Origin of the sequence: Enterococcus sp. DIV2371 (assembly GCF_050498525.1) — a bacterium.
In the GTDB taxonomy this organism is placed as follows: domain Bacteria; phylum Bacillota; class Bacilli; order Lactobacillales; family Enterococcaceae; genus Enterococcus_B; species Enterococcus_B mangumiae.
This window is the reverse complement of record NZ_JBIPAJ010000001.1, coordinates 2,479,930-2,505,441: the sequence shown is the minus strand read 5'-3', so window position 1 is coordinate 2,505,441 and position 25,512 is coordinate 2,479,930. Positions and strand designations below refer to the sequence as shown.

Annotated in this window: 19 protein-coding genes, 1 pseudogene and 1 riboswitch; of the genes and pseudogenes, 17 read left to right on the top strand and 3 right to left on the bottom strand. The window is 37.7% G+C overall.

The window, feature by feature from the left end:
- Positions 1 to 13 precede the first annotated feature (13 nt).
- From IGL24_RS11615 to IGL24_RS11575, 9 genes are all read left to right on the top strand, one after another.
- Positions 14 to 613: a hypothetical protein gene (locus IGL24_RS11615; RefSeq protein WP_207700112.1), complete on the top strand. Its 600-nt coding sequence runs from the start codon at positions 14 to 16 to the stop codon at positions 611 to 613.
- A gap of 84 nt (positions 614 to 697) precedes the next feature.
- A complete protein-coding gene (locus tag IGL24_RS11610) occupies positions 698 to 2,209 on the top strand; it encodes an acetaldehyde dehydrogenase (acetylating) (protein ID WP_207700111.1) in 1,512 nt (503 codons plus the stop codon).
- A 17-nt stretch (positions 2,210 to 2,226) separates the two neighbouring features.
- Complete coding sequence (locus IGL24_RS11605; protein ID WP_429968454.1) at positions 2,227 to 2,880, top strand: phosphate propanoyltransferase; 654 nt, start codon at positions 2,227 to 2,229, stop codon at positions 2,878 to 2,880.
- A 21-nt stretch (positions 2,881 to 2,901) separates the two neighbouring features.
- The gene (locus IGL24_RS11600; RefSeq protein ID WP_207116005.1) at positions 2,902 to 3,180 is read left to right on the top strand and encodes a BMC domain-containing protein; all 279 of its coding nucleotides are present in this window, start codon (positions 2,902 to 2,904) and stop codon (positions 3,178 to 3,180) included.
- Positions 3,181 to 3,347: 167 nt separating this feature from the next.
- On the top strand, positions 3,348 to 4,673 hold the full coding sequence (gene nox, locus IGL24_RS11595) for a H2O-forming NADH oxidase (protein ID WP_207700109.1): 1,326 nt from the start codon (positions 3,348 to 3,350) through the stop codon (positions 4,671 to 4,673).
- A 240-nt stretch (positions 4,674 to 4,913) separates the two neighbouring features.
- Complete coding sequence (gene yqeK / locus IGL24_RS11590) at positions 4,914 to 5,558, top strand: bis(5'-nucleosyl)-tetraphosphatase (symmetrical) YqeK (protein ID WP_429966338.1); 645 nt, start codon at positions 4,914 to 4,916, stop codon at positions 5,556 to 5,558.
- 349 nt (positions 5,559 to 5,907) lie between these two features.
- On the top strand, positions 5,908 to 6,759 hold the full coding sequence (locus IGL24_RS11585) for a PRD domain-containing protein (RefSeq protein ID WP_207116007.1): 852 nt from the start codon (positions 5,908 to 5,910) through the stop codon (positions 6,757 to 6,759).
- The gene (locus IGL24_RS11580) at positions 6,749 to 8,584 is read left to right on the top strand and encodes a beta-glucoside-specific PTS transporter subunit IIABC (RefSeq protein ID WP_207700276.1); all 1,836 of its coding nucleotides are present in this window, start codon (positions 6,749 to 6,751) and stop codon (positions 8,582 to 8,584) included. The genes IGL24_RS11585 and IGL24_RS11580 overlap by 11 nt, the downstream gene beginning before the upstream one ends.
- An 11-nt stretch (positions 8,585 to 8,595) precedes the next feature.
- Positions 8,596 to 10,008, top strand: a complete 1,413-nt coding sequence (locus IGL24_RS11575) for a family 1 glycosylhydrolase (RefSeq protein WP_207700275.1) — start codon at positions 8,596 to 8,598, stop codon at positions 10,006 to 10,008.
- A gap of 86 nt (positions 10,009 to 10,094) precedes the next feature.
- On the opposite strand, the gene IGL24_RS11570 is transcribed toward IGL24_RS11575, so the two are convergent.
- Positions 10,095 to 10,730 (bottom strand): VanZ family protein, encoded by a 636-nt coding sequence (locus IGL24_RS11570; RefSeq protein WP_207700274.1) that lies wholly within the window; start codon positions 10,728 to 10,730, stop codon positions 10,095 to 10,097.
- Between the two features lie 462 nt (positions 10,731 to 11,192).
- Here IGL24_RS11570 and IGL24_RS11565 point away from each other — a divergent pair, with 462 nt between their 5' ends.
- The 6 genes from IGL24_RS11565 (at position 11,193) to IGL24_RS11540 (ending at position 17,724) form a co-directional block, all read left to right on the top strand.
- On the top strand, positions 11,193 to 12,755 hold the full coding sequence (locus IGL24_RS11565) for a hypothetical protein (RefSeq protein ID WP_429966337.1): 1,563 nt from the start codon (positions 11,193 to 11,195) through the stop codon (positions 12,753 to 12,755).
- Entirely contained in the window at positions 12,752 to 13,645 is an 894-nt protein-coding gene (locus IGL24_RS11560; protein ID WP_207116012.1) for a hypothetical protein, read from the top strand. Before IGL24_RS11565 ends, IGL24_RS11560 begins: the two co-directional genes overlap by 4 nt.
- Before the next feature lie 441 nt (positions 13,646 to 14,086).
- A riboswitch (cobalamin riboswitch) is annotated at positions 14,087 to 14,247 on the top strand.
- Between the two features lie 189 nt (positions 14,248 to 14,436).
- A complete protein-coding gene (locus IGL24_RS11555; RefSeq protein ID WP_207116017.1) occupies positions 14,437 to 15,405 on the top strand; it encodes an ABC transporter substrate-binding protein in 969 nt (322 codons plus the stop codon).
- The gene (locus tag IGL24_RS11550) at positions 15,398 to 16,396 is read left to right on the top strand and encodes a FecCD family ABC transporter permease (protein ID WP_207116016.1); all 999 of its coding nucleotides are present in this window, start codon (positions 15,398 to 15,400) and stop codon (positions 16,394 to 16,396) included. The genes IGL24_RS11555 and IGL24_RS11550 overlap by 8 nt, the downstream gene beginning before the upstream one ends.
- 13 nt (positions 16,397 to 16,409) lie before the next feature.
- The gene (locus tag IGL24_RS11545; protein ID WP_207116013.1) at positions 16,410 to 16,934 is read left to right on the top strand and encodes an ATP:cob(I)alamin adenosyltransferase; all 525 of its coding nucleotides are present in this window, start codon (positions 16,410 to 16,412) and stop codon (positions 16,932 to 16,934) included.
- A gap of 13 nt (positions 16,935 to 16,947) precedes the next feature.
- Positions 16,948 to 17,724 carry an ABC transporter ATP-binding protein gene (locus IGL24_RS11540; RefSeq protein ID WP_207700434.1) on the top strand — a complete coding sequence of 259 codons (777 nt, stop codon included), beginning with the start codon at positions 16,948 to 16,950 and terminating at the stop codon, positions 17,722 to 17,724.
- Between the two features lie 117 nt (positions 17,725 to 17,841).
- Here IGL24_RS11540 and IGL24_RS11535 read toward each other — a convergent pair whose 3' ends face one another.
- On the bottom strand, positions 17,842 to 19,137 hold the full coding sequence (locus IGL24_RS11535; RefSeq protein ID WP_207115953.1) for an ISL3 family transposase: 1,296 nt from the start codon (positions 19,135 to 19,137) through the stop codon (positions 17,842 to 17,844).
- 390 nt (positions 19,138 to 19,527) lie between these two features.
- Here IGL24_RS11535 and rhuM point away from each other — a divergent pair.
- Positions 19,528 to 20,122 (top strand): annotated as a pseudogene (rhuM, locus tag IGL24_RS11530) (RhuM family protein); the annotation flags it as partial.
- Between the two features lie 456 nt (positions 20,123 to 20,578).
- On the opposite strand, the gene IGL24_RS11525 reads toward rhuM, so the two are convergent.
- Positions 20,579 to 21,895 (bottom strand): ISL3 family transposase, encoded by a 1,317-nt coding sequence (locus IGL24_RS11525; RefSeq protein ID WP_207699991.1) that lies wholly within the window; start codon positions 21,893 to 21,895, stop codon positions 20,579 to 20,581.
- Positions 21,896 to 22,513: 618 nt separating this feature from the next.
- Between IGL24_RS11525 and IGL24_RS11520 the strand changes: the two genes are divergently transcribed.
- Positions 22,514 to 25,501: a DEAD/DEAH box helicase family protein gene (locus tag IGL24_RS11520; protein WP_207700161.1), complete on the top strand. Its 2,988-nt coding sequence runs from the start codon at positions 22,514 to 22,516 to the stop codon at positions 25,499 to 25,501.
- Positions 25,502 to 25,512: the final 11 nt, after the last annotated feature.

The window sequence follows — 25,512 nt, the reverse complement described above, 5'->3', positions numbered from 1 at the left end:
AAAGTGTGACAAAATGAAAAAATTGATTAGTTTAAAGGAAGTAGCGAACTATCACGAAGAAGGTGTCAGATCGATCTTCGTTGATAGTCAAACGATTATTACGCCCGCAGCAAAAGATTTAGCAGAAGAATACCAGATTGAGTTGAAAGAAACAGCTTGCTCAGAAGAAAAGTGGCAAGAAACAAAAATAGGTGGATGTTCAACAGAAGACTTGATTGCTTTGTTGAAACGATTTTTAGCGGAAACGAAAGAGCAGCCCTATGAAGCGAGTTACCACAAGAATGGCTTGAAAATCGTCAAAGGCAACACTGTTAAGTTACAGCCTGATAAAGACAATAAACGGATAAAGAGGCAAGAAATCGTGCGCACGAAAGAGCGTGATTTGACCACAGAGCTGATTTTCTTTGAACAAACTTGCTTCAGTGAACAAAGCGACCAAGACTCAGTTGATTACATTATCTCAGGCGAGGTCGAACTGCTGATTTCTGGTGAACGGTTTGTCGCAAGTCAAGGAGATACGATCTTTATCCCACAAAATACAAGTTTGGACTGGATCGTGAAGGATAAGGCTTACGTGTTAGCAACTAAAGGTAAGACTCCATTAGTCCTCTAAAAATTGAAAACCAGCCGATGAGTAAAGCAAACCTGATTCAAGACTTGATCGATTTATTAATTATAAATGAATAGAGGGGCCCAGATGGAAATAGTTGATAAAGATTTACGATCAATACAAGAAGCGCGTGAATTAACAAGAAAAGGAAAAGTTGCAGCTAATCAGATCGCAACATTCACAGAGGAACAAATCGACCGTATTTTACAAAAGATGAAAACCGCTGCAAGTAAACACGCCGTTGATTTAGCCAAACGAGCAGTGAAAGAAACCGGATTCGGGAAAATCACGGATAAAACCTACAAAAATCATGCAGCTTCTACTTTGCTGTATGAAGAAATCAAAGATCAAAAAACAATCGGTATCATCGATGAAAATGAAGCCAATGGCACTTTCGATGTCGCTGAACCAGTTGGACTTGTGTTGGGGATCATTCCTTCAACAAACCCGACTTCAACAGTGATCTTCAAGGCGATGATTGCGTTGAAATCAAGAAACGCCATTGTCTTCTCTCCACATCCAGCCGCATTGGATTGTACAAAAAAAGCAGCCGACCTATTAAATCGAGCGGCTATTGAAGCAGGAGCACCAGAAGGAATCATTAGTTGCTTATCTCTTCCGACGATGGCTGGAACAAATGCACTTTTACATGCGGATGAAGTCAGTTTGATCATTGCGACAGGTGGGCCAGGAATGGTCAAAGCAGCCTATAGTTCCGGTAAACCAGCATTAGGCGTAGGAGCTGGTAACTCACCTGCTTATATTGAAAAAACAGCAGATGTGGCGTCGGCAGTAGCTATGATCATGGCTTCTAAAACATTCGACAATGGAACGATCTGCGCTTCTGAACAAGCAATTATTTGCGAACATTCTAACCAAGAAGCGGTGATCCGCGAGCTAAAAGCGCAAGGCGGATACTTTATGTCGAAAGAAGAAACAGCCAAAGTATGTCAACTACTGTTTAAAAATGGTCATACCATGAATGCCAAATTTGTTGGTCGGGACGCACAAGTAATTGCAAAAGCAGCAAATATCGCTGTTCCCGAAGGTACGAAAGTGTTGATTGGCGAACAAGGCGGTGTTGGACCAGACTACCCACTTTCATATGAAAAATTGACGACAGTCTTAGCCTTTTATGTGGTAAATGATTGGGAAGAGGCCTGTCAACTAAGTATTGATCTGTTGCAAAATGGGATTGGGCATACGATGAGCATCCATACAAATGATCGTGAAATCGTGTTGAAATTTGCCGCAAAACCAGCCTCCAGAATCTTAGTCAACACAGGCGGAAGCCAAGGAGGTACAGGGATCAGCACGGGGCTACCCATTTCATTTACGTTAGGTTGCGGAACATTTGGTGGTAGCTCGGTGTCAGAAAACGTTGGACCGAAGCATCTATTGAATATCAAGAAAGTCGCTTATGGACTGAAAGATGTGACCACATTAGCAAAAGATGATCCGACATTCCAAGAAGAAACAAGCAGTTCGGTTGTACCAATGCAACAACCGACCAGTCAACGATCGCCGATCCAATCCGATCCTGAAATCGAAGACTTGGCAAATATGGTTCGTCAAGTATTGGCGGCGATGAATCAATAACGAAGAGAGAGAAGACGATGGAAAATTATGAAGAGCTATTAGGTGTCTTACTAGAAAAGTTATCACCCCTGCAACAAACTCAGGAAAAGAGCCACGAAAACGACGAAATTCCAGTAGGGATCTCCAATCGACACGTACATCTTGCACAAGGAGATGTCGACAAGCTATTTGGGCGAGGCTATCAATTAACGAAATTAAAAGATCTCTCCCAACCAGGGCAATATGCGTGCAAAGAACAAATCATGCTTGCAGGACCTAAAGGCGTGATCCAAAAAGTCCGTATTTTAGGACCAGTAAGAAACCAATCGCAAGTTGAAATCTTGCAAAGTGACTCGTTTAAGTTAGGCATCAAAGCACCTCTTCGTTTATCCGGGGATTTAGCAGGCTCTGCCGGAGCAACCCTCATCGGACCCAATGGCTCAGTGGAGTTACAAGAAGGTGTGATCGTCGCGAAAAGACATATCCATATGTTACCTGAACAAGCAAGAAGATTTGGCGTCACAGATGGGGAAGAAGTAACAATCAATTTTGCAGGACCAAGAGGTGGTTCATTACATCATGTAGTCATTCGAGCAGTAGAAAATTCTGGGCTCGAATGTCATATCGACACAGAAGAAGCCAATGCCTTGGGTGTCACACCAAACACAAAAATTGTTATTCAAAAAAATTAATATAAATCGGAGGAAAATAGAATGAAATCAGATGCTTTAGGAATGGTAGAAACAAAAGGCTTGATCGGCTCGATCGAAGCAGCAGACGCAATGGTCAAAGCGGCAAATGTCTCATTAGTTGGAAAAGAAATGGTCGGCGGCGGAATTGTTACAGTCATGGTCCGTGGCGATGTCGGTGCAGTCAAAGCCGCAACAGATGCCGGTGCCGCAGCAGCTCAGCGTGTTGGCGAATTACTATCCGTTCACGTCATCCCACGTCCACATTCAGAAGTAGAAAGTATCCTACCCGTACAAGCGTAGAAATAAAGATTCGATATTCGATTTAATATAAAAACAGTAGTAACAGAAGGAATCTCTTCAAAAAATGAAACGGCATCCACAAAAATCAGAAGAATGATTTTTGTGGATACGCTTGTTTCTCGAAGCGAAATAATTCTGTATCAATCTCTTGGTAAAGGAGTAAGCACATGAAAACAGTAATCATCGGAGCAAACCATGCCGGGATCGCAACGGCAAACGTATTGTTATCTCAAGAAACAGACCATGAAGTAGTGATGATCGATAAAAATTCAAACCTCAGTTATTTAGGCTGTGGCACCGCTCTATGGGTAGGAAGACAAATCGATTCTTATGAAGAGCTATTCTATACCAATAAAGAAGCATTTGAAGAAAAAGGCGCTAAGATCTCATTAGAGACAGAGGTAGAAATGATTGATTTTGTCAACAAAAAAATCTATTGTAAAAGCCAAACAAAAGCTTACAGTGAGACTTACGACAAACTAGTCCTCGCAACTGGCTCTCGCCCCATCTCGCCGAATGTCCCAGGCAAAGACTTGAAAAACATCCACTTTTTAAAAAGCTTTCAAGATGCCCAGATTATCGATACCTTATTGGAGCGTAAAGATATCCAAAATGTGGCTGTAGTAGGTGCCGGTTACATCGGTGTCGAAATAGCCGAAGCCATGCAACGCCGAGGCAAAAACGTCCACTTATTCGATGGCGAAGCAGGCGCGTTACGCAGCTACTATGACCCAGAGTTTGCAACGCAAATGGATCAAAACTTAGGAGACCATGGCATCAAGTTACATTTTGAAGAACTTGCGAAAGCTTACAAAGGAACTGAAAAAGTTGAAGCCATTGTCACCAATAAACAAGAATATCCAGTCGATTTAGTCATCAATGCCATCGGATTCTTACCAAACAATGCGCTCGGAAAAAATCATTTAGAAACCTTCAGTAATGGCGCTTATTTTGTGGATGCAACACAACAAACAAGCGATCCAGACGTATACGCAGTAGGCGATTGCGCCACGATCTATTCAAATGCGATACAAAAAGATACCTATATTGCTTTAGCAACCAATGCCGTACGCTCAGGAATTGTTGCAGGACACAATATTGCTGGCAGCAAGCTGAATGCCATCGGCGTACAAGGATCAAATGGCATCTCCATTTTTGGGCTACATATGGTATCAACCGGCGTGACAGTCAAAGCAGCTAAAAAAGCAGGCATGGACGTATTGTATACCGATTATGAAGACAATCAAAAACCAACATTCATGAAAGACAACGAGAAAGTAAAGATTCGGATCGTCTATGAAAAAGCCACACGCCGAATAGTCGGCGCACAGCTATCCTCAAAGATGGATATCTCCATGGCTATCCATCTCTTCTCTTTGGCTATTCAAGAACAAGTAACGATCGACGAGTTGAAACTATTAGACATCTTCTTCTTGCCACACTTCAACCAGCCATACAACTACATCACAATGGCAGCGATGTCGGCAGAATAGGGCAAGAGTTGGTGTAAGAAGAATTATTAAAGAGGACGTTCATTTGGTCAATAGGGCGAAATGGGGGTTCTTTTTTGTATAATCAACTTAACTAAGAGTAACTATTTTCCTATAAGGTAAAGTAAGCAGGGAGTATGTTATTATTTAGAGGTGGTGCTTGCTTTTAATGGTTGATTTAAAAACTAAAAGTAGTGAATAGTTTATTTGAAAAATACATATAGAAAATAAATGGAGGAATAAATGACAATGGTAAATAGTTTGGCATTAAAAGATGATGTTTATCGTTTTCTTGAGGGATATGACCATATAGAAACATATAAACATTGTATAGCAGTCGGAGACTGTGCGGAGAAACTTGCTGTAAATTACAATATCAATAGCGAAAAAGCCAAAATAGCGGGTTATTTACACGATGTATCCGCAATCTATCCAAACGATCGTAGAATTACCATAGCAAAAGAAATGGGGATAGAACTAAATCAAGAAGAGCTGATATTTCCAATGATCATTCACCAGAAGATTTCAAAAAGAATGGCAGAAAAGATTTTTAAAATCACTGACAACGAGATATTATCGGCAATTGAATGTCATACAACTTTAAAAGGAAAGTATTCTCAACTAGACTTAGTTGTGTTCGTGGCAGATAAAATAAGTTGGGATCAAAAAGGCATTCCTCCATATCTAGACGGTTTGATGTTAGCACTTGAAGATTCTTTAGAAAGTGCTGCTTTGTATTATATTGAATATATATTGGATCAAGGTGTCAAAGTTGTTCATCCATGGCTAAAAGAAGCACATGAGACATTATCCAAGAAAGTTAGTAAAGTGGAGGATTGGAGCCAAAGAAGTACGATGTGCAGGAAATGGAGCGATACGTTGGCATAAAAAAAGAGTAAGATCCCGACGAAAGTTCTTATAGATGAGGACTTGCTGCAGTTGTTTTAATGAAATAAATCAAATAATAGATGGGTGAAACAACCAATGGTGTAATAGAAAAAATTGGCTGATAATCATTCCTTTTTGTTATGTACCAGTAAAGAAAGCGTTGACATTTCTGCGAAACACATTTATTATTAATTATATATCATCAATAAAAAGAAGAACCCATTTAATACGCGGCAGTATTAAATGCGAGTATGTTACTGCAATGCAGGCAGAACTCAAAAAAGATTTTAAGGCAGCGGCCCTTAAATCTTTTTTGAGTTCTTTTTTTTAGGAAAGGAGAATAGGGCAAGTGAAAATAATACAGATAATCAACAACAATGTGGCATTGATCAAAAAGGGCGGACATGAGGTCTTTATTGTTTCCAAGGGCATCGGCTTTCGTAAGAAAAAAGGCCAACAGGTTTCAGAAGATGAGATCGAAAAAATGTATATTTTGGATTCTTATGAAATGTTGGAGCATTTTAGTTACTTGCTTTCAAAGTCTGATTCAAATGACATTCTTTTGATTAGTCGGATCATTGAAAATGCAGAGAGAAAACTTGGCATCAAAGTGAGTGATTACTTAACACTAACATTACTGGATCATTTAGAGTTTCTTTTAGAACGAGCTGAAAAGAATCAGTTTATTGCAAGTCCATTGATTTGGGATATTCGCAGGTTTTATCCTCGTCATTTTGAGCTCGCACTGGAGAGTCTCCAGATGATCGAGAAAGAAAAAAATCTCAGTATTCCAAGTGATGAAGCGGCTTCTATCGCTTTGCATTTCATCAACTTTTGGGACAATAAGAAATCTGACCGGTTACTGGAGATGCAGACATTGAGTGATATTGTCTCTATTATTGAAAAACACTACACATTTAAAATTGATGAATCTTCGACAAATTTTATGCGGTTCTCAACACATTTACAATACTTTATCCAGCGGATCATCAAAAGTGAATTGGCACAGTCAGAAGGAAATATCTCTTTATTGTATCAACAAATCAGTCAGTTATATCCAGAAGCGTTCAAAGCAGTCCAAAAAATCAAAATCTATATCAAGCACCAGTTTAAAGCAGATATTTCCATGAATGAAGAAACGTATTTGATGATGCACATCAATCGACTAACAGAAAGGATTGGAAAAACAGATGAAATATGAAAAATTAAATAAAGCAATCATTGAATTGGTTGGCGGAAAAGAAAATATTGTAGCTGCTGCCCATTGTGTCACACGTTTACGTTTGACATTAAATAATCGCGACTTAGCAAAAACAGAAGAAATCAAAGAACTAGACGGCGTGATTGACGTTGTATCTAATGATGTGGCGTATCAGGTCATTATCGGTACGCATGTCACGGAAGTCTACAATGAATTTATGTCATTAGCAGGCTTAGGGAGTGGAAGTGAGGATACTCCTGAGAAAGAAAAATTAACATGGAAGAAAGTCCCGACAGCAGTGTTGTCGGTCGTTTCTGAATCAATGACTTCAATTATCGAAGTGTTGATTGCGGCAGGGATGATTGCTGGGATTTTGAGTTTGCTTTCTTTGACGGGAATCGTTTCAGCAGAAAGTCCAACGTACCAAATTTTCCAGACATTACAAACGTCGATTTTCACCTTCTTACCGATCTTTTTTGCTTTTTCATCAGCTAGAAGATTGAACGTCAATCCGTATGTCGCAACTGTTTTAGCCACAACTGTGATGTCTTCAAATATTACTGGTGCGGAAGGGTTAAGTTTGTTTGGCTATCAATTACCTGTGATTGACTATTCTCATACATTCATTCCGATTTTATTAGCGATCGCCTTGTTGAAATTTGTGACTACTCAGTTAGAAAAAGTAGTGCCGAAAGCGATTCAGCTGTTTTTTGTTCCCGCTGTTTCCTTGATGATCGTATTGCCCGTTCTCTTGACCGTTTTTGGGCCGGTCGGTATGTGGATCGGTTCAGGGATTTCTTGGGTGTTCACATTGTTGTCTGAAAATATCGGCTATTGGATCGTTGTGATGCTTTATGCAGCTTTCCAACCGTTCTTGATCGTCTTAGGTGCTGCGAATTTCTTATTCCCGATCGGATTGACTTTCTTTGCGGAACTAGGCTATGACCCTGTGATTACTGGAGCTGCCACCATTTCGGATATTGCCGTTGCTGGAGCGATGATTGGTTATTTCTTGAAGACGAAAAAAGAGAAAGAAAAAGCGACATTTGGAACGATTGGTTTTTCAGCGGTCATGGGAATCACAGAACCAGCTATTTTTGGTGTTTTCTTGAAATATCGCCGTCCGTTTATCGCCGTGATTGTTGGTGGTGGAATTGGCGGTTTGATTGCAGGATTAGCCGGTGTCAAAGCATGGACAATGGCTTGGGGGCTAGCAGGATTGCCCGCTTTCTTGATTGGTGGAACAGCCAACTTTGTTTGGATGATCATTTCATGCGTTACAGCATTTCTTCTAGCTGGAGCTGTTGCTTATGGGCTAGGGATGCCACAAGAAGATAAAGCAACTGAAAAAGAAAAATCTCTGACGAAAGCTGGTCAAATCGCACTGGAAAATGTTAGTTCAGGTGAGGTCATCCAGTTGAGTCAAGTTTCAGACAGTGCGTTTGCTTCAGGCGCTTTAGGTAAAGGGTTTGCAGTGATTCCAGATGAAGAAAATGGCGAAATTTTTGCACCGATTGCAGGAGAAGTCACCGTAGTTTTCCCCACAAAACATGCGTATGGAATCAAGACAGAAGATGGAGTAGAAGTATTGATCCATGTGGGCGTCGATACAGTAAACCTTGAAGGGAAAGGATTTACTAGTTATGTAAAAGTCGGCGATCAGGTAAAGACTGGCGATGTGTTGGCAACAGTTGATTTTTCTGCCATCCAAGCAGCTGGTTTTGATCCAACAGTGATGGTCGTTGTCACGAATAGCGCAGACTTTTTAGATGTCGTACCGTTGGCTGATGAAAGTACGAATCAAGTGTTAGCAGTGATTATTTAGGAGGTAAAAGGATGAAAACAGATTTTTTATGGGGCGGTAGTATCGCAGCCCACCAAAGCGAAGGTGGATGGGATCAAGGCGGAAAAGGAATTTCCAATATGGATCTAGTGACGAAAGGCACTCGTGACACACCACGAGAAATCCACAAAGAACTGAAAGAAGGATTCATTTATCCTTCTCATACAGGGATTGATTTTTATCATCGTTACAAAGAGGATATTCAACTATTTGCGGAAATGGGATTTACAGCACTAAGAATCTCAATCGATTGGACACGGATTTTTCCGAACGGTGATGATCCTGAACCAAATGAACAAGGCTTGAACTTTTATGAAAATGTAGTAGACACTTTACTTGCACATGGTATTGAACCGATCATCACATTCTTTCATTTTGAATTACCAGCTAACTTGATCGAAAAATACCAAGGTTGGACGAGTCGCAAACTAGTTGCTTTATTTGAAAAGTATGCTCAAACACTGTTTGAACGTCTGAACGGCAAAGTGACATATTGGGCAACATTCAATGAAATCAATCATTTGGACCCGAACTCAAAAGCTGCGGAATTTTTTACGTACTACATTTCTGGTCTTAAGTTTGAAGAACTTGAAAATCCAAAACAAGCAATCGCACAAATTGCTTACAATACGGCACTTGCTAGTGCAAAAGTCGTTAAGCTGGGACATCAAATCAATCCCGAATTCAAAATTGGGTGTGTCTTTGGTATCAATCCGCAATATCCAGAAACGTGTAAACCAGAAACGATGTTAAACAACTTGTTGGAAAATGAAAAAGAATTGTATCAAATGGATGTAATGTGTCGTGGCAAATTTCCACAATACAAATTAAAAGAGTTTTCAGCACAAGGTATCGTAATCGAACAACATGAAACGGATGCGAAAGATTTCCAACAAGGAACGATCGACTATATTGGCTTGAATTATTATATGTCCAGTGTCACTCCGAATGAACAAAAAGAGAACGAAGCATTCTTTGGGGGCATCCAAAATCAGTATCTTGAACTGTCAGACTGGGGCTGGGCCATTGATTCCGTTGGCTTACGTTATACGATGAATTGGTTGTACAGAAGATACCAATTGCCACTAATGATCACTGAAAACGGGCTAGGCGCTGAAGACGTATTAGAGCCAGGAAATATTGTTAATGATGACTATCGGATCGATTATCTTAACCTCCATATTTCAGAAATGAAAAAAGCAATCACCGAAGATTATGTCGAATGTCTCGGTTATCTCTCTTGGGGACCAATCGACCTAGTTAGCGCTTCTACCGGCGAAATGTCGAAACGGTATGGATTTATCTATGTTGACTTGGATGATGAAGGAAAAGGCACCAGGAACAGATACAAAAAGAAATCGTTTGATTGGTATAAAAGAGTGATTGAAACAAACGGAACAGAATGATAAAAAGAAAGAGCCCCCAAAATTGGAAGAACAATTTTGGGGGCTCTTATCTTTTTATATAGATGTTGCTTCTAAGGTATTAAGCATTAACTAAAAAATGTATTAATAAAAGCGATAAAAACGACGAATACAGGTATTGACCATGAAAAATCAGTCGTTTTATCAAGGATTTTATTTGACGAATGGTTGAACATTTTTAAAATTACTTGAATTAGGCAATAACCTAAAATCATCCCTAGTACATTTGAAGTTAAATCATCGATATCTGTTGCTCTAGCTACCGTAAACAGTTGACTCAGTTCAATCAATAAAGAAGTGCAAAAGCCAAATAAAAGAGAATAACTGAATTTTCTATACGTGGGACTAATTAACGGACATAAAAATCCGATTGGTATAAAACAAATAATATTGAGAATATATCCTGTATTTATTCCATCAATGAAAGGAACAAGATTGATGTTTGGATTGAAAATATTTTCGCCGAACCCACTGATCCTGTTTAATCCATAAAGCGTAGGAACACCGAACACATTGAAGAATGTCACACACATATAATAAAACAATAGAAGTGCTGATAGAATACTTACCAATTTAAAAGAACCTTTGTTTTTTCTGGTGAACCAAAATAAAAAACTTGCCAAAATTAATAGTCCTACCAAGAATACAGGTTTTAAAGTCAAGATATCTACGATAGATTCCCAGAATCCGATTTGTTTTATCATCTTTTTCGCCTTCTTTCCTTAAGTTAATGATTATTTAGTCTGTATAATCATCTCATAGAAGGAGACGCTAGCCATCAGCCTGTAGACTTATTTTAGGAGTGATATGAGCGTGCTGATAAACTGGTAAATGATACAAGATGAAGCGAGTTGGTACTAAATGATAATTATGATACGTAGAAACGATTGATAAAAAATGATTAAATAGCAAAATATAGCCCTAGATACTTATTGAATGCCAGTATCTTAGGGCTGTTTTTGTGTGCGTATAAGACTGAAAGTGTTCGTATACGACGTAGATGATTCTTATCCAAACGATTTTAATTTAAATAGGAAAAAATTACGTATAGTAATAATGAATGAAGTAGATGGGGGTAAATAAATAGAAGTACAGAGAGAAAATACTATCAAGTATTACATTAATAATAGACAGCCATCACTTATCTAATTGAAAGGACAAAAATTATGGGATTAATCTATTCAGCCACCGAATCTTCTAACTTAATAAGTAATATGACCACTAATTTATCACTTGCTCGTACAACGATCGACCAACTACGAACAGGTAGCCAACAAATTGTTCAAGCAGTTGACGGAAAAATACTCTCCGGAGCAGCTTATCAAGCCGGTAAAGGACTGTTTTCTGAATTGATCATTCCTACAGTCAATCGGGTAAACAATGCGGTACAAGGAATTCAATCAGATCTGAATCTTTACTCCGCCGCGCATCAAATCGTTTCTAGTGAAGGATACTTGGACGAAGAGAATTTAAGCGGACAGATTCGTGCTAAATCATTTGCTAAACAATCGATTGAAAACCATGCGCAGACGATCAGACACATCGCTAATATAAGCATCTTACCAGGCATCACAGAAATGCTGACCGACTTCCATCGCAACCTGATGAGAATGTCAGACAGCCTACAAGAAGACATCTACAAGTTGCAACGCAAACAGCAAAAACTCAATGCCTTTAACTCTCAAACCAGTGGACTGTTCAACAACAGTCTACTGGAATTAAAACTCGCCATGCAAAGTGTCTTAGTCCTGAATCAAACTACCGTAAAGGCAGATGGAAGTTATACATTGCCGAAAGGGGTGGATGGAAGTTGGTTCGAGAAGTACAAACCAAACGGACAGACATTGCTGGAAGAATCTTCAACTAATGCCTTCTTAGAACTGTATGCGGAAATTGAAAAATTAGTTCAACCTCTAAAAGAAGGGAAAACCCATGCAATCAAACGACTTGAAATGTTGCTCAGAAATTATCCTGATGCATTAGTAAACAAGCTGGCATCCAACGATGAATTTTGGATGCTTACCAATTATCTACCTTCGGGTATGAAAACTAGATTATTTAGTTTTCTTACAAAATACGAAATGTTAGGTAAAACTGTTGCTCAAGGAAAATGGATTCCTAAAATCGATACGATAGGTAAGGCCTATCAAAATTTTACTAAGTTTACCTCGCCCGTAAAAACCTACGTCAGCGAAGGCTTGAAGAACTCCCATTTGATACAAGGAGCTAAAAAATGGGGTATCGCCAAAGGAATAGGAACGGCAGGCCAAGTAGCTACTTATGCACAATTAGGTGTGACATTTGTTTCAAGTGCAGTAAATGAGTATGGAAAAACAGGTAGTGTAGGAAAAGCAGTAAAGGGCGGAGGGATTGATATGGTTAAAAGTATAGGACCGTTGGAGGGGATGACTATAGGCGCTAAAATCGGTGGGGTTGTGGGGACTATTGTACCAGGAGCAGGTAATGCTACTGGCGCTTTTGTAGGCTGTGTTGTTGGAGGGCTTTTTGGTTTAGGAAATTCAATTGTACAGTCAATATGGCCCGACAGATATGATAAATGGAAGAATTCAGTTTATCAAAAAGAAGATAATAAAAAAAGTAACAATAAATTAGAGTTGGATAATTTTAAGTTAAGAAGTATAAACTGGAATGTTAGTGCTTCTGGAAAACCTTTTGGTAAAAAACTGAATTCTGTATATATACCTAGTTATAGAGGAGTAGGACAATGAATATCAAAAGATTTTTTTCAGCTACTTTTGAGGAAAGTTTACATTTAGAAGATGATCGTTTTGTTAAAGATTTGTATGCTGGTATTAAGATACAAGAGCAAGAGAAAAGAAACCTTCATCCTCTATTTCAATTAATTATTTATATACTTATGATTTTACTTATCTACGGATTTTACTACTTAATTAATTCTTGGATGGAAAATGAAGTGTTACATCAATTATTTAAGGAACCAAAAGTTAATTTTGTTTCAATACCTATTTTTTGGTTTGGTTTGTTGATATTTTCAATAATTAGTATTTTTATGATCACTAAGATGAATGATGGAACGAGATTTTACTTTATTTTTATTAATTTAAACATCTACATGATTTGGCTGATGCTAAGCATAAATTTGTTCTTCATTACATTCTTTATCGAACCACTTACGATTTTTGGCATACTTATTTTAATTTTGTTTCAGATTTTAAGTGGTTATATCATTTTTGAGAAAAAATTGTATGGTCTTGCTAAACAATTATTCGGTAACCACGAGTCAAAAAATCAATTTTCAAAATTTATTGAAAGAATAATCACCTTTAGCTATAAACTTGGTGGAATCTTTTGGGCCATAATACTACTTTTAAATTTTATTTTTCCTAGTGGACTAAATGATTCCTCGGATATTACTACTATTTCAAGTACCGTAATAATGTGGATGATTGTAAATATCAGTTTTACTGCAGCAGAGGTGCATATTTCCTTTCCGTATTTATTGTATGGATACTATAAAAATAAGTTTCAAGAAGAGTATCGTGAGTGGGAAGGGAAAGGGCAATTAGAATGGTATGGAGAGAAATATTTCAACAAGCATATCAAAGGAACAGCCAAAGAAATAAAAGAGAAGAACTAGCCTAAAATTTTTGGTATCAACGTCTATCTAAATATAAATTTTGGCTTGAATATTAAAATGAATAGCCTTAATCTGATAAATCTTTTCTTATTCTAATGAATAACATATGAAATTTTTGCATGTTTTTTAACAAATTCTTGTCCTTTTACCTTACACTTACATGATAGGAATGCCTATCAAGAGCTTTGTTTTATTAAAATAAAAAACGTTAGATAAATCAACGAATGTTACAGTGTCATCAGTTTTTTATAATATAAATGAATGCCATTTTAAAAAACAGAAAATAATATATTTTTGTTGAAAGTAAGGTGTTTTGTAGCTCTTTTCGCTTGATTTTCGTATATCTTTTATGAAACCCATATGTTAAAGTATTGGCGGAGATACTTTTGTTGGTATAGCTAAAATTTTCCAAAAGATAAATGATTGAATAAAAGTAAATTTAAAAATAAATAGCCGATTAGATGTCAGGGAAAGAGGTGAAAGTCCTCTACAGACCTACCTACTGTAAGGGGGATGAAACCAACATGACCACAGAGCATTCTGGAAGGGTTGGGAGTAAAAAGAAGCCAAGTCAGGAGACCGGTCTAACGGCAATGATGTTCTTTTGTAGGAGAAAGATCAAGCGTTTTGTTGTGCGATGGATCAAACTGTCTTCTCCTGTAAAAGGAAAGGCAGTTTTTTATTACTTTTAAAAGAGTTTGCTTGATAAGGGTATGGAAATGAAAGGGCTATCGTAAACAAAGTGATCACTGGGAAAAGTAAAAATGAGTCAAGGAAAGTGGGAATAGATGATGAAAAAATTATCGAAATTAGTTGCTGTGTTGGGATTGAGCGTAGTCTTTGGTTTAAGTGCTTGTTCAAATAATAATGATCAAACAAGCGGAACAGCAGAAACAACAACAGCTTCAGAAGTTGCTCTACCAACAAAAGATCGTGGTGGCGAAGAAATCGAGATTCCAGAAGAAGTAGATAAGATGGTTTCTCTAGTACCTTCAGTAACACAAGTGATCGATGATCTAGGACGTAAAGATCAATTAGTAGCTGTTGACACACAAAGCCCAGCAATGACGAAAGATATCGATGAGTTGCCACAAATCGATATGATGGCTGTGGATGCAGAAACATTGATTTCGTTGAACCCACAAGTGATCTATGTTTCAGATATTAGTCTACATGGCTCTGAAAACGTTTGGTCACAAGTAAAAGATGCAGGAATTACTGTCGTAAATATTCCAACTAGTAATACCATTGAAGATATTGCTTTGGATGTCCAATTTATCGCTGACACTTTAAAAGAGCATGAAAAAGGACAAGAATTAGTCGATACAATGAACAAAGAGATCGATGAGATCAAAGAAATTGGCGAAACGATTACAGATAAGAAAAAAGTATTATTTGAAATCAGTGCATTACCTGAAATTTATAGCTTTGGTAAAGGCGTTTACTTGAATGAAATGATTGAACTTGTCGGTGCAGAAAATGTATTTGCAGATCAAGAAAGCTGGATTCCAGTAACAGAAGAAGCGGCGATTGCTAGCAAGCCAGACGTGATTTTGACAAACGTGAATTACTTGGATGATGCAGTGCAAGAAATCTTAGATCGTGAAAGTTGGAAAGACGTGCCAGCGGTGAAAAATGAAGCGGTATACTACATCGATAACGCTGCGAGTTCTTTACCTAACCATCATATGACAAAAGCCCTAAAAGAAATGGCTTTAGCAATCTACCCTGATGAATACAAATCGTTGGAAAATGAATAAACAAAGTCGGTTGCTGATAGCAGTTGTCTTAAGTATCATCGTAGTATTCTTTGGGATCAAAATCGGAAGTGTATCCATTCCTTTTGATATCTTGATCCAAGCATTATTTTCAAAAGGAGACAAACAGCTAGATGCAACGATCGTCACCATTCTTTGGCAGGTTCGCCTGCCGAGAGTGGTTTTGGCGTTTCTTGTAGGTGCTGCGTTGGCTGTAAGTGGAACAGTCATGCAATCCCTTTTAGGCAATCCATTGGCTTCTGCCTATACGCTAGGTGTGTCATCAGGGGCATCACTTGGCGCTGCGTTGATCATTGTCTCAGGGATCACTTTACCGTTGTTCCCGAATTTTACATTACCTCTGACAGGCTTTATTTTTGGTTTAGCAACTGTTTTTATTGTCTTGATGATGAGTCAAAGATTGGATCAGCAATTATCGAACCAAACAGTTATTTTAGTGGGAATGGTCATGACCTTATTTGTGGGCGCGATGTTAACGATCGTCACGGCATTATTCAAAGACCATTTACAGCAATTAGTCTTCTGGCAAATGGGTAGCTTTTCAGGAAGTACTTGGGCAAAAATCCAAATCTTTTTACCCATTTTACTGATCGGGACTCTCGCTCTATGGTTTTCTGCTAGTAGCTTAGATGTGTTATCTTTAGGTGAAGAAGAAGCAATGATTTCTGGTGTAGATGTCCGAACGATCAAGTTATGGGTCATGGTGCTTGCAGCATTGCTTGCAGGAAGTGCGGTTTCATTTGTCGGCGTGATCGGATTTGTTGACTTGATTGCCCCTCACGTCATCCGCCGCTATTTCGGGGCCAGTCATCGCTGGGTCATTCCAGGAGCAGCACTGTTAGGTGGTAGTATGATGGTCGTCGGTGATACGATTTCTCGAACGCTATTATCTCCCCAAGAAATCCCGATCGGCGCTGTCACCGCATTGATCGGTGCGCCATTTTTTGCCTATGTTTATTTCAAACGAAAGTGAGTGTTTTACAACTATGAAAGATATTTATCGCAGCCCATATGAGGCTTATCCATTTTTAGCAGACGATGCAGATGATTTACGATGTGATTATGAATTACACACCGATCGCTTATCGTCAGAAATCGGCTTGTTGCGCGCAAAATGTGCAAACTCTCCTTTTTACGAGGAGTTAGAGAAAATCGGTGAATTCGTTTACCATGCCAATGCATGCGTGCGTACAAAAATGACGATCACACAAGAAGAAATCGCCTGGTTAAAGAGTCGTGTCGATGAATTGAATGCAGAAAGAACAAACCAAAGCGGACCATTCTTCTTACCTCAAGGAAGCGAACGAGGCGCATTAGCACATATCTTACGTGTCGATTGTAAAGTAATCGTTCGTTTGTTGTACCGCCATCTTTATCAAGGCAAAAAAGTCGATTCAGGTTTGCTAGACTTCTTTAATTTATTGTCTGGTTATTTCTTCATGATTGCGATGAAATTCAACCGAGAAGACGAGGTAACAGAAATTCCTTTTGTCAGCAGAAATTACCGCTAAAGGAGGAAAAGTGATGACCTTGAAGCTATCGCAAGTCACAGCTGGCTATGGCTCAGTAAAAATCATCAAAGAAGTCTCCTTTGAGCTGAAAAAAGGTGAGAACCTATGTATCCTAGGACCTAATGGCTGTGGCAAGACGACCGTATTGAAATCAATTGCGGGCATTCTTTCCTACGAAGGATCAATCACGATCGATGGAAAAGAAGTCCGTACAATGAAACGCAAAGAAGCTGCACGCAAAGTCGCCTTACTCAGCCAGTTTTCAACCATTGCCTTTGATTACACCGTCTATGAAACCGTCATGATGGGGCGTTATACGCACATCAAACAAGGACTATGGTCAGTCACGACAGCAGAAGACCGAGAAAAAGTCATGGAATGTCTGGAACTAACCAATCTGTTAGAATTGAAAGACCACCCAGTCAACCAACTTTCTGGTGGCCAAAAGCAACGCGTCTTCCTTGCCAAAGTATTAGCACAAGACCCAGATATCCTATTATTAGATGAACCCAATAATCATCTAGATATCAAACACCAACTCGAACTCATCGGCTATTTAAAAGACTGGGGCAAGAACCAAGACAAAACAATCATTGGAGTCTTCCACGACATCCGCTTAGCCCTGTCATTAAGTGATCAAGTCCTATTCATGAAAGCAGGCCAAATCATCAAGCAAGGCCCATTTCTGGAAACAGCTTCAAGGAAACTACTCAAAGATATCTTTGATGTGGATCTAGTGAAGCATTTTCAGGAGCAGAGTGAGATTTGGGAGAAGTTGGGGGAAGGGTAAGGAAAAGTACAAAAGTTGATATGTAAAAAAACTGGCTCTTTGTCAATAAGGACTGATGAGTGCAATCAAGTGAAATCCGGAAGAAGAAGTGAACACTTCTTCTCCGGATTTTCTTCGTTATTTGACGTGAATGACTTGATTCGTCAAAAAGATTCGGATGCGCATGTTCTCAAATGATTTAAAGCCATAAGACACTCGTTTGAGTGTTTTGATGTGGGTGTTTTTTGCTTCAATTTTCCCATTAGAGTAAGGATAAATCAAAGAATGACGAATCCCTTCTTCATAGCTCAGAAGATTTTGTAGTTTTAGCCGAAATTCTTTATCTAATGTTTCTGGTAACTGATGCAAGAGAGTGAAAAATGACTCGTGGTCTTTGTCACGAAAGGCATCCGCTAGTTCATGGAACGCTTGATAGGCGACTTTCAAGGCAGTTGAAGCACTTAATAAACGGTCAAGCACCATGGCTTCTGTCAGGTAAGGATACTTTGGGGCACGAAAGCTACGCCAAGTTTTATATTCTGTGTGGTTGATATTCTTCCGATTTTTGGTGAGTAAGCGCCAATGGCTTTTTAATTTCCTTGGCATTGTCCGATTGCCCGAAGCAATCAGGCGTTTCATTTCACGGACACGAAAATCTTGGAACGCTTGATTCATGTGTTTGACCACATGAAAACGATCAATGACCAGTTTGGCATGAGGAAATACTTTTTTTGTTAGTTGAAAATACGCCGCATTCATATCAGTAACTAAATAGTCGACGTCAGATGGATTCACACATGTCTGGAAATAAGTGGTCAACCGAGACAATTTTCGAGTGGGTAAGATATCAACTAATTGCCCGGTTTCCCCATCGGCACAAATAAAACTCATCTTATCTTCTGAGGATACATGGGAACGAAATTCATCGACCATCAATACTTTGGGCAGGTGGCGCTTGGCTTGTTTTGGTAAATAGGTTTTTAACGACTTCAAAATACGCGTCACCGTTGGAATAGACACCTGGCAATGCTTTGCGATAAAAGATAAGGAGACCTTTTCGGTGAGTAAAGCAATGATTTTCATTTTTACATGCTCGGCAATCGAATGATTTGGCCGAACAAAATAGCTTTGGGCTGTCCAATGGGTATGGCAGTTTCTACAGTGATAACGTTGTTTCTTCAGCCGCATGATTAGCGGTAAATGGTTGAATTGATCGAAACGAATGCAGGTCATTTTCTTGCCATTTTTGACAATGACCGTTTTCCCCTTCGAATCTCTCACGGCAGAGCCACAAGTCAAACAAGCAGAAGTAGGAGGAGCTAACACTGCGTCAATAACTAAAGTATTGGTTTGATGGAACGTTTCGTAAGAAACATCTTGGATGGTTAAATATTTATCTGTTAATCGGAGCATTTTTTTGATAGAATTTTCCATAGAGCATATCGTCCTCTCAGTTGTTTATTTTGTGGTGATTTAATCATACTAGAGAACGATATGTTTTTTAATACCCAAAAAGAAAAAGTGGACTGACGAATCAGAATTGATTCATCAGTCCACTTTATTATAGAGCCAAAAAACTAAGACTTTGAGCGAAGTCTTAGTTTTTTTTATACATAATCGTTTTATCGTATTATTTGGCGTATATATAAGTGACACGATTATTTGCTATAATACAAATAAATCAGTTGAAGATAATATTTTAGGGAGTTGCCAAGTAAGAACAATGTTCGTTCGAGTTACATATGATCAGAATCAAGTATCGTGACAATTTTAGCAACTATTTTTATAAAATACAGGTGGAATCAAGAAAGGAGAACAATCAAATTGAATGAAATCCAATTTTTGATGTATGAAGAAAGTGGAAGTAGTGGTGCAAGATGAAACCATTTGGGCAACACAAAAGACAATTTCGAAGCTTTTTGATGTTGGCATTCCAGCAATTAGTAAACATCTGAAAAATATATTTGATTCTGGTGAACTGATAGAAGATCGAACTGTTTCCAAAATGGAAATAGTTCAAAATGAGGGGGGAAGGTCCGTAAAAAGGGCGACCACATTTTATAATCTTGATATAATTATTTCTATTGGTTATCGTGTCAACTCACAAAAAGCACCGAAATTTTGCATTTGGGCAACGGATGTCTTAAAAGACTATATTCGAAAAGGATTTAAAATTGATGTTGAACGAATGAAACAAGGTGAACATGCGTTTAGTAAAGACTACTTCCGAGAGTTACTCGAAACGGTTCGCTCGATTCGTGCAAGTGAGCGCCGTATCTGGCAACAAATCACTGATGTTTTTGCAGAAATTTCTTATGATTATGATAAAAATGCGGAGGTAACAAAGCAATTTTATGCAACTGTACAAAACAAATTCCACTATGCGATTACAGGAAGAACAGCGGCAGAAATCGTTTCCGATTTTGACAAAGAAGTGATGAAAATTAGGGGAGAAATGGAATAGTTGAAAATATGGAAATTTGAAGAAATAAATACTTTAATAACTGTCAACTAGAAGTAATAGTTATATTATAGTAATCAATGTAGTTGGTATTTTTTTAATTATTGAATTTGTAAAGATAAATAGTATGGCGTAAACCAGATCTATATACATGAAATACATTTAATTAAATACTTGACCAGTCAACATTTGGAGTGATACCCTTATTTTAGATGAAATGCCCCTTCCGAAAGGGTAGATAGTAACGGGTAAAAGCGAAGCTATTTTTAGGATTAATGATGTTAAAACTAAGTATTGTCTTTTGTACTTAGTTTTAACATCATTTTTTTTAAAAATTTATTAGTGCGTATAAATTGGCTCTTCGACAAGTAGTGTTGGTGAATTCAAATTGAAAGAATTTCATCGTGAATCAATCTAAGCAGAAAGAAGCTTAGATTGATTCTTTTTTGTATTGGATTGGTCTTGAAAAACTAATCCTTGAATCAAATAAATTCGGTCACGAAAATGGAGAAAGTTACGGTAACCATACGCAACGCGTTTGATTACCTTGATTTTATTGTTTGTCCCTTCTAACGCCCCGTTACTATAGGGTGTTTGAAAGGCATTCTCGATGCCTGTTCTATATTTATTGAAGAAAGTGAGCTTCTTACGAAACCACTCAGGAAGTTGTGTATCTAAGGTGTTCACTACTTCGAAAAAGTAGTTCGTATCCTTTTGTTTATAATGATAAAGAAGGAGTTGGCAGGTGTCATAAGCCAGCTTCAAGGTGGAATCATAGCTTAGTAGTTCATCAACAATTGCTTTTTCAGTCATTGGTCGCTTAAAGGAATAATCATAACGGTAATGAGAACTATTTAATAGATAAGAATCCTTTAGAAGCAACTTCCAGAAACGTTTGAATCGTTTGTACTTCAGGCGATCGTTTTTGCGAGAAGTGTTCATGATTTGTATCCGTAAATGGTTCAATGACCGGTGGATATGTTGGATAATATGAAACCGATCCGTGACAATTTGTGCATGGGGAAAAATACTTTTCGCTAATTCAAAATAAGGAGCGTTCATATCCATGACGATATATTGGACGTTTTCTCTTGCTTGACGGGTGTAGCGAGAGAAATAGGTACGTAAATAAGCAAGTTTACGACTTTCAAGAAGACCTAGAATCTGATTGGTTTGACCATCCATGAAGATAAAGCTCATTTTCCCAACGCAAGATTTCATCGCTTTAAATTCATCAAAGCAAAGAACAGAAGGCAAATAGTCAAAGCGGACTTTCACGTTCTTCACGGCTCCTTTCATGATTCGTAAAATCGTTACATCCGATACGAAGTACCGGATGGCAATGTCTTTTCTACTGGAGTTGATCGCTAATTCTGCCATGATTTTTCGTTTCAAGTCGACAGAAATCGAACAATTTCGATCGACTAAAGAAGTTTCAGCGGAGAAAGTTGCGCCACACTCTTTACATAGAAAGCGAGTTTTTTTAAGACTTAAGACAGTTTTGTTTGAACGAATCGGCAGTAAATGAATCGTGGTTTGGTGAGTACCATACTTAATTACTTGTCCTTCATTTTTAATCCCACATCTTGTACAACAAGAGGGAGTGTAATCTAAGCGACCATGAATCACATGGGAGGTAATCCCTCCTTCTTTCTTTTCAGAAAGCCAATCTGTAGGGAAAATGATATTTTCATCTGTTAAACCGAGTAATTTTTTAGTATGATAGTCCATGGAGATATCCTTTCTTGATGAGTTGGTTTTGGTCGACTTAATTCTATCAATTTGGATATCTCTTTTTCTATCTTTTTTTACAAAAAATAGTGTTAGCAGAAAACAAAATTGTTTTCCACCAACACTAGATATTATAGAACCTATAAATTTTGATGGTCGATTTAAGCAGAAACAAGCTTAGATTGACTAGTGTAACTTCTTTTCAAAGGATGTTGATTAAGAGGAATCTCAGAATGGTTCTTTCATATTCTTTCTTTTTATGTTTTAGAGAAATAAAAACTTGTTAAACAAGATAATAAAGTAATGATTCAAATAAAAAGATAGATTTATTACAATGATTTCACGAAGCGAACGTTAAAAAGATAATAAAAGTCAACTATAAGTATTAAGTGTTCTTTAAATGAATAATTTTTCAAAGATAAACAGCTTGGTCTAAACCAGATCTGCCCTTATATAGGTTTCTCTTGTTTTTTATTTTCATTATTTTAAAACCTATGTTTTGTATAAGCATGGTATAATAAAATTGTGTATTCTAACTCTCGCAGCATTACAGCGTAAGTTAAAATAAGTTGAAAATCACTAGAAAATTGAATAATAAGAATAGAAAGGAACGATGAGATGGCAGAGGCAAAGTTTGAGGCGGCTTTGATTAAAAAGCTAGAAGCTGAAGGTTGGACTTATCGAAAGGATCTGTCTAATACCAGTATAAAAACAATTGAACATCATTGGCGTGAAGTTTTAAATCAAATAAATGCACACAAATTAAATGGTGTACCTTTATCTGATATTGAATTTGGTCTGATTCTGCAAGAATTACAACGAATCAAGACACCTTATGATGCTCAACTTTTGTTAATTGGGGCAGGTGGTGTAGGATCGATTCCTATCACACGTGACGATGGTTCAAGTTTGGAAGTTGAAATTTTCTATGAGGACGATGTAGCAGGCGGTCGTTCTCGTTATGAAGTTGTGAGTCAAGTAAGTTTCACAGAATTGCCGAAAGGTTTATCAACTAAGCGCATCATTGATATTGCGTTGTTAATAAATGGTATACCAGTTTGTCATATTGAAGAAAAGGACGAACATCTACAAAATCAATGGCGAGCTTTTGAACAGTTAAAAGGCTATCATGGAGATGGATTATATCAAGGATTATTTGCTTTTGTTCAAGTACAATTTATTTTGAGTCAACATTCAGCTCATTATTTTGCAAGACCGAATGCTTTTGAAAATTATAATAAAACATTTGTATTTGGGTGGCGAGATGAAAATAATAGAGATATCACTGATGCATTTGAATTTGTGCATCAAGTGATGGGGATTCCTGCGTTACACCGATTGATTACTGTTAATATGATACCCGATGCCTCAAATGATAATTTAATGGTAATGAGAAGTTACCAAATTCAAGCAACACGGCAAATATTGCAACGTATGAAAGACATGGAAGCAAGCGGGCTAATCCAAAAAGAAGGTGGCTATATTTGGCATACCACTGGTTCAGGTAAGACGGTGACATCCTTTAAGGTGGCTCAGTTATTAGCCTCATCACCAAGAATTCGAAATGTATTGTTTATCGTCGACCGAGTCGATCTTATAGATCAAACACTGGAAAACTTTAAAGATTTTGCATATATCCATTTTAAAAAGCGCATCAAAAAAGTTAATGGGCATGAACTTAAACGTGAATTGCAACATAAAGGTGCTTCACAAATTTTATTGATTTCTGTTCAAGGATTAACAAAAGCAGTAAAAAAAGGATTGGAAAATGATGATTGGAACGTGATTATCATGGACGAAGCCCATCGAAGTGCAAGCGGTGATTCGGTTAAGTTGATAAAAAAAGCATTTAAAAAAACAACCTGGTTTGGTTTTACTGGCACACCAAATTTTTATAGCGATGAGATAAATGATATAAAGACAAGCAGGGAAATATCGACGCATGACATTTTTGGCAAAAGATTGCACACATATTCTATAAAAGATGCTATTGGAGATGGCAATGTTTTAGGATTCGATATAACTTACTTCAAGCCGCATTGGGTGATTGAAAACCCAGTTGAGGAGTTCTCTGAAAGAGACTATGAAAAAGAAATTTATCAAAGTGATGTCTATAGGCAAGAAGTAGTCCAAGATATTCTTGAGAATTGGAAGAAGACTTCAAGTGGTGCTTTAATCGCTGGACGACGTGAAGAAAATGCGTTTCAAGCAATGCTTGCTGTCTCAGGAAAACAAGCAGTCATACATTATTACAATATTTTTAAAGCTAAAGCACCATATCTTAATGTTGCAATGACTTTCTCACGGGATGAGTCCAATGAACACGGTACAAAGGAACAGAATGAAGCTCTAAAAAAAGCAATCAAAGAATATACTGAAAAGTACAGTGTCCCTAGTATTCTGGATGCAAAAGATCCCGCCCGTGCATATATGTTGGATATCACCAAAAGACTTGCTCGGAAAAAGCCATACAATCAAGGGAATTATCTAGATCGGTTAGATTTAGTAATCGTTTCAGACCAACTATTAACTGGGTTTGATTCTAAGTATATCAACATGATCTACATGGATAAAATGCTTAAAGAAGGAATGCTCATTCAAGCCATGTCTCGAACAAATCGAACGCTTGATCGTAATAGTAAGCCGCATGGAAAAGTGCGCTTCTATCGACAAGGAGATGAAATGCAAGGATTTGTTGAGAATGCTTTACGCATCTATACAAAAGGTGGTAATGATACTTTAGAAGAGGCAGAAAAAGAATCTGCTGATGAAGAAGGAAAAGATTTACGAAATGACGATATATTAGCTAAACCACAAAGTCATCAAATTCTTGAACTAGAAGAATTTATTGCAAGATTGAAAGAACTTGCTGGTAATGATTTTAGCCAAATTCCCCGTGGATTCAATGACTTAAAAGAGTTTGTAAATCTAGGGCTTTCTACTCAAAATAAGGTTCAAAGATTGATACAACAAGGGTATGAATTAGGCAGTGAAATCGAAGAATTAGATGCAGACAACAATCCAACTGGTAACATGGTTCGTCTAAATATATCTAGTATTGAAGAGTTTGGTGCGTTGCAAGCTCGTCTAAATGATGCGAGAGAACGGTTACCAGAAAAAGAGCGTCCAGATTTAACTGAAATAAAAGTTGGTATTGAACTGTATAGCCACCAAATTATTGATTATGACATGTTAGTTGAACTACTTAATACATTTATGGATGATAAAAGCACGACGAACAAAGAAGCAATTGAAAAACATATTACACCAATGGATGAAGAAAGTCGTCAAGAAATCAATGAAATTGTTGATGAAATTGAATCAGGTGAAATTACAAAACATTTTACAACCGAAACGCTTCAAAATACAAGAATGAAAAAACGTAATGAGCGTCGAGAACTGGAGATTCGTCGATGGGCTGCAAATAACGATATCAATAGTAATCTTATTTTAGAAGCATATGAGGCGTATATGCCTGGACACACACTAATAGAAAATCCCGAACTTGCAGATATTGTTCATCGAATTGAGCAGGTTGAGAATATCGGGTTTTTCGAGGCGTCGGAGTTTGAAGATTCTTTACTGAATTTTTTTGAAAGATTTTAAATAAAATAATG